Below are 4,868 nucleotides of genomic sequence, written 5' to 3' on the forward strand. Positions count from 1 at the left end.
TTTTAGAGAAAGCCTCATCACATGATGAGGCTTTTTCGTATCTAACGCTCCGGCTTTGTGCCAAAGCAATATCTTAGCCCCCTCCCTAACCGGTCACGTCGAACTCCAATACTGAAAAACTCTTTCGAGAAGCTTGGATTATTCTTTTAGACGGCACTAAACCTCTTTAAATTCAGGCACGCATTCAATTCTGAAAGCAGCCCCCCCTCTTCCCTCGTATACCTCTGTTAAACGACAATCTTTGACTAATACCGCTCCCTAACGGCCATTCTCAAGACACAATCAAATACACGAAGGTTACAAACTAGCGTTCTATTATTTTTTTTCGTCGTAAATTTAATCTTCATCCTGTTTTAATATCTTTTTAATATCTGCCTTACACGACTGAGATTAAGATTCGACGAAACATACCTAATATTTATTATTGAATTGCTGCGCGGGGAAATATGCAACTAAAAACGCAAGCTTACTTACTACGGGCATCATTTTAATCGCCCTACTAGCGTTGACCGCTACAGGCTTATGGACCTTAAGAGGCGCTAGCAACATGGATAACAAAGCTCGCGTAACTGAACTATTTAAGAGTGCATACAGCATTCTTACAGAAGTTGAAAAGATGGCGATTGACGGCACTTTAGATGAACAACAAGCAAAACAGTTAGCGGCTCGCCTGCTGCGTAACAATATTTATAAAGACAATGAATATGTATACTTTGCCGATGAGAATATGACGTTTGTCGCTACACCATTAGATCCTCAGTTACACGGAACTAGCTCTAATGACTTTAAAGATGGAGATGGCATTAGCGTTGGTTAGTTAATCCAAAGAGTACTTGGTAACCGAACGAGTCAGATCGTTGAGTACACCTGGATCCAAAAACAGCCTGATGGAACTATTGAAGAAAAACTATCTATTGCAGAGAAAACAGCACATTGGGGTTGGGTTGTAGGTACTGGTATCGGATTCAACGAAGTGAATGCGCGTTTCTGGTCTACCGCTCAATGGCAGCTATTCCTATGTGTTGTTATTGCAGGCCTTATTCTTTCAAGCTTAATCGTGTCTATTAAAAGAATGCTGGCACTACATGGTGGCGAGCCTAAAGACGTATGAGAAGCCGTACAAGCTATAGCAGAAAGACGCATTCAGACCTCTTTCGAAATTAAAGCGGTCGATGGCAGTATCTATCATGCAGTACAACAAATGAGTAAATCGCTGGCTGAACTGGTATCTAATCTTAATGCTTCGATGTTGGCATTACGAGGCGAGCTTCAACGCGTCGAGGGCCGTGCAGGTTCTATTGCTCAACTAACTGAAACACAACAGCAATCCACTGAAATGATCGCAACAGCTATGACAGATATGGCATCTTCAGCTAACAACGTTGCTGATTCTGCGGGAGACACGGCGCGCAACACTGATGAACCAGACAAACAGAGCCAACATACTCAACGCCTGATTCATAACACAGTAGACATATTCAAGGCCTCGCTGGACAACTAGGAACAGCAAGTGAAGCGGTCGCTAAACCAGATAACGATGTAAACAACATTATGAAAGTGTTGGATGTGATTGGTGATATTGCAGAACAGACACATCTATTAGCAATTAGGCAACTCGTGCAGGCGAGCAAGGTCGCGGATTTGCAGTGGTTGCTGATGAGGTGCGTAATCTTGCAGGCCGAACGCAATCAAGCACTAAAGAGATTCAATTAATGATCAATAACCCTCAGAACGGGGCTCGAAACGCTATCCAAACCATGGAAGTGTGTGCAGCGACCAGCCAGAGCACAGTAACCGAGTCTCAAAATGCCTCAGAAGTACTACAACAGATTGTTATTGCTCTTGAGTCAATCTCTTCAATGAGCCATCAGATCGCAACAGCGGCGGCTGAGCAAACTCAATCATGTTGATGATATCTCGAAACGCATCAACATGATTGAGGAAAGCGGTAATCAATTAAGCAATGTAGTGACCGAAAGTCATAATAGCACCCAAACCTTAGCCTCTCTACCTAATGAATTAGAAGCTTGGGTAAATAGGTTTGAAGTAAAACACTAAAGTTTCGGGAAGATTTTTAAATATAAAAGCACGTTTTTACACGTGCTTTTTTTATTTAGACACTCATCCCGTCTAGTTAAACGTAGTTTCTCAATCTTTTAGGGCATGCTAGACCTAGGTTTTTCACCACAAATGAACAAAAACAACCCACTAAGTATAGAAAAACATCAAACAATACTTTTTTTGCAATTTAATGTTGACCCAGAACGCGAAAACACGTTTAATACACCTCGTCGCCCGGATAGCTCAGTCGGTAGAGCAGAGGATTGAAAATCCTCGTGTCGGTGGTTCGATTCCGCCTCCGGGCACCACAATTTATTTGTTGGTGTCTTAGACAACAACAGTAAAGCACAAAGAAATATTATGTGCCGACTTAGCTCAGTAGGTAGAGCAACTGACTTGTAATCAGTAGGTCACCAGTTCGATTCCGGTAGTCGGCACCATTTCTTTAAAGCTTTGAGAATAATTCCCCCTTAGTTCAGTTGGTAGAACGGCGGACTGTTAATCCGTATGTCGCAGGTTCGAGTCCCGCAGGGGGAGCCACTTTAGAGAAAGCCTCATCACACGATGAGGCTTTTTCGTATCTAACGCTCCTGCTTTGTGCCAAAGCAATGTCTCAGACCTAGCCGGCCGCGTCGAATTCCGCAGGGGGAGCAAAAAAAGAAAAAGCCGCATCATTGATGCGGCTTTTTTGCATCTGAAAATCACACATCTCTTTCCTTCCTTGCCTTTTATCGCATCCAAAATATCTTTCTTTATCTAGAGGTAACCAAACAAAACACAGCCATTCATCTCAAGTGACAAAGCTCACTTAATAAGGGCACTTCATCGAAAATTGCTCTGGCACAACGACGACCATAAATCGAAAAGCTATATAGTGTGGTGATTTAGAGTTAAATACTTCAAACATCGCTCTAAATACTCTCAGTTATGGCTGTAAAGCACCATGAGCTCCTTAGCCTCACTGCGTTACTCTTTATCAAAACTATCCACTACAATCGCTCCCATAGAGGCTGGCATAGAAATAATAATCCCCCTCTTGATTGACACTACAGAGTCTGTCAACAAAGGGAGTTTATCTAAACAAGTCAATACTAATGCTACGACCATGGCCGGCATGACATAAGCGATAACGATTCTAAAAATGAATACGGGGATTCTAGTAACAACATCCTTTTGAAAGACACTCTCATAAGTATAAAAACCAAGAAAGACTGCGGATAACAAAATAGCTGTAATAAATTTTCGGCAGGTAACATCTCTCCTAGTCTCCAGGCTTCTTCAGAAAAAGAGATAGGAAAAGCCAGAGCAAAAGATCCAACAAAGATCTGACTTGCATCTTCAAAATTAAAACTTAGTTACATGACCTACTTAAGCTCTCTCAGCGAACCCGCTGTAATTATTCTCAACTATCTAAATACTGGAATCATTATAAGTTAAAAGTGACTTCCGGTATTTCATATTTACCACCTAAAGCCAACTAGGCTTTGAACCAGGGAGCAACAAATCAAATTCTACTAATTATAATCTTAACGCTTCCACGCGATCGTAGAGTGTATATAGGCTCAAGTCCGAGATAGTTGAGGGCAATAGTTGCTTCTGCGTCCATACCAATATTGCTCAACCCAAAACTGGTAAAACTTACCTATGAATGTACTTTCACCAAAACAATATAGCTGAAGATACTAACTCTCGTGGTAGTAATGAGGACCATTTCAATGAGTAGTGTTTGACAGTGGATAACTTAAGGGATTGTTACTTTGATAGCTTAACTACAACTCTGATAACTCAAGCACTCGAAACCAAATTAAAGGCGAGAGCTATCATAGTGAACAGGCTTCGAGACCTTCAGAATACAAAGAAATAGGTTACAGTTTGTAGAACATGTGAATAAGCAAAACTAGTACCTTGTAAGTGCTTTTATAAACTGCTCACATCTGCAATTACCAACAACATAGATCTATTGTGTATTCATCAAGACCAGCCACCAAGTCACATGGACACTACTCTCTATTGCACTAGCTAGGCTGCCAGGCTACGTCCACACAATGGGAGCCGGTTACTGTGCCAAAAAGCAATGAGGACAACTGAGAGTTAAAGCATCAGGGGTTAGAAAGTATTTAGATGAAAAGCAATAAAAAGCTTAGAACGACATTGTCAGTAGAGTGCAACTACCAATTCTAGCTTCTTAAAGGTTCATTAGAGCTCGAATTTAACCGCTGACTAGGTTGCCAGACATCAGAGAAATAGCGCTTCACGGCACTACCTAGTTTCTCAGTAAACACCAAAAACAGACAAACTATAATGAGCACTCCAAGGCTCGTTTAACGCACTTAAAAGAGAGAACATCATAGTTCGGAAGTAAACAAGCCAAACAACTTCTAACAAAGATTATCGATAAATAGAGAATCTTCTGGACCTTTGCTCCTGCCCGACCAAAGTTATGATCTCTAGATCAAATTAACAATACTCAGAAACGATGCAAGCCTAATCGTAAAGCTAGGTTTCTGAGCAGTGCCGGCATGATCGAGGGGGCTGACAGTCAGGGCGATTTACAATAATTTGACTACAAAAAAGCCCTGCAATTTCTGGCATGGCTCGCAGGCTATTTGGACTCGTTGATCGAGGGCCAAATTATCTGTTCCCCAAAACGACGAAAGCCTAGTCATAACACTAGGCTTTCTAATAAAAGGTGGAATACTGGGTCACAGGCGATCGGGACTCGTTGATACGAAGACCAAATTATCTATTCTCCAAAACGACTTATACCAATCTAAGTAAAAATATGATCTAATTAAGACTGTTACTTA

2 protein-coding genes, 3 tRNA genes and 2 pseudogenes are annotated in these 4,868 nt (G+C 41.4%); 6 read left to right on the forward strand and 1 reads right to left on the reverse strand.

Going from position 1 to position 4,868, the window contains the following annotated elements; all coding sequences use genetic code 11:
• Positions 1 to 547: 547 nt before the first annotated feature.
• From ACTRWI_RS21870 to ACTRWI_RS21895, 6 genes and pseudogenes are all read left to right on the forward strand, one after another.
• Positions 548 to 1,111 (forward strand): annotated as a pseudogene (locus ACTRWI_RS21870) (cache domain-containing protein).
• Between the two features lie 90 nt (positions 1,112 to 1,201).
• Positions 1,202 to 1,501: a hypothetical protein gene (locus ACTRWI_RS21875; protein ID WP_499133816.1), complete on the forward strand. Its 300-nt coding sequence runs from the start codon at positions 1,202 to 1,204 to the stop codon at positions 1,499 to 1,501.
• A gap of 145 nt (positions 1,502 to 1,646) precedes the next feature.
• Complete coding sequence (locus tag ACTRWI_RS21880; RefSeq protein WP_499133817.1) at positions 1,647 to 1,910, forward strand: methyl-accepting chemotaxis protein; 264 nt, start codon at positions 1,647 to 1,649, stop codon at positions 1,908 to 1,910.
• 383 nt (positions 1,911 to 2,293) lie between these two features.
• Positions 2,294 to 2,369, forward strand: a tRNA-Phe gene (locus tag ACTRWI_RS21885).
• Positions 2,370 to 2,425: 56 nt separating this feature from the next.
• Positions 2,426 to 2,501, forward strand: a tRNA-Thr gene (locus ACTRWI_RS21890).
• 24 nt (positions 2,502 to 2,525) lie between these two features.
• Positions 2,526 to 2,601, forward strand: a tRNA-Asn gene (locus ACTRWI_RS21895).
• Between the two features lie 426 nt (positions 2,602 to 3,027).
• On the opposite strand, the pseudogene ACTRWI_RS21900 reads toward ACTRWI_RS21895, so the two are convergent.
• Positions 3,028 to 3,386, reverse strand: a pseudogene (locus tag ACTRWI_RS21900) (DUF2391 family protein).
• Positions 3,387 to 4,868: the final 1,482 nt, after the last annotated feature.

This window comes from Pseudoalteromonas sp. G5_S1_14_S5, from assembly GCF_054968605.1.

What these genes read in the sequence shown, in the direction of transcription:
- ACTRWI_RS21875 (WP_499133816.1), top strand. Translation starts at nt 1,202, where the DNA reads ATGAGTAAATCGCTGGCTGAACTGGTATCTAATCTTAATGCTTCGATG.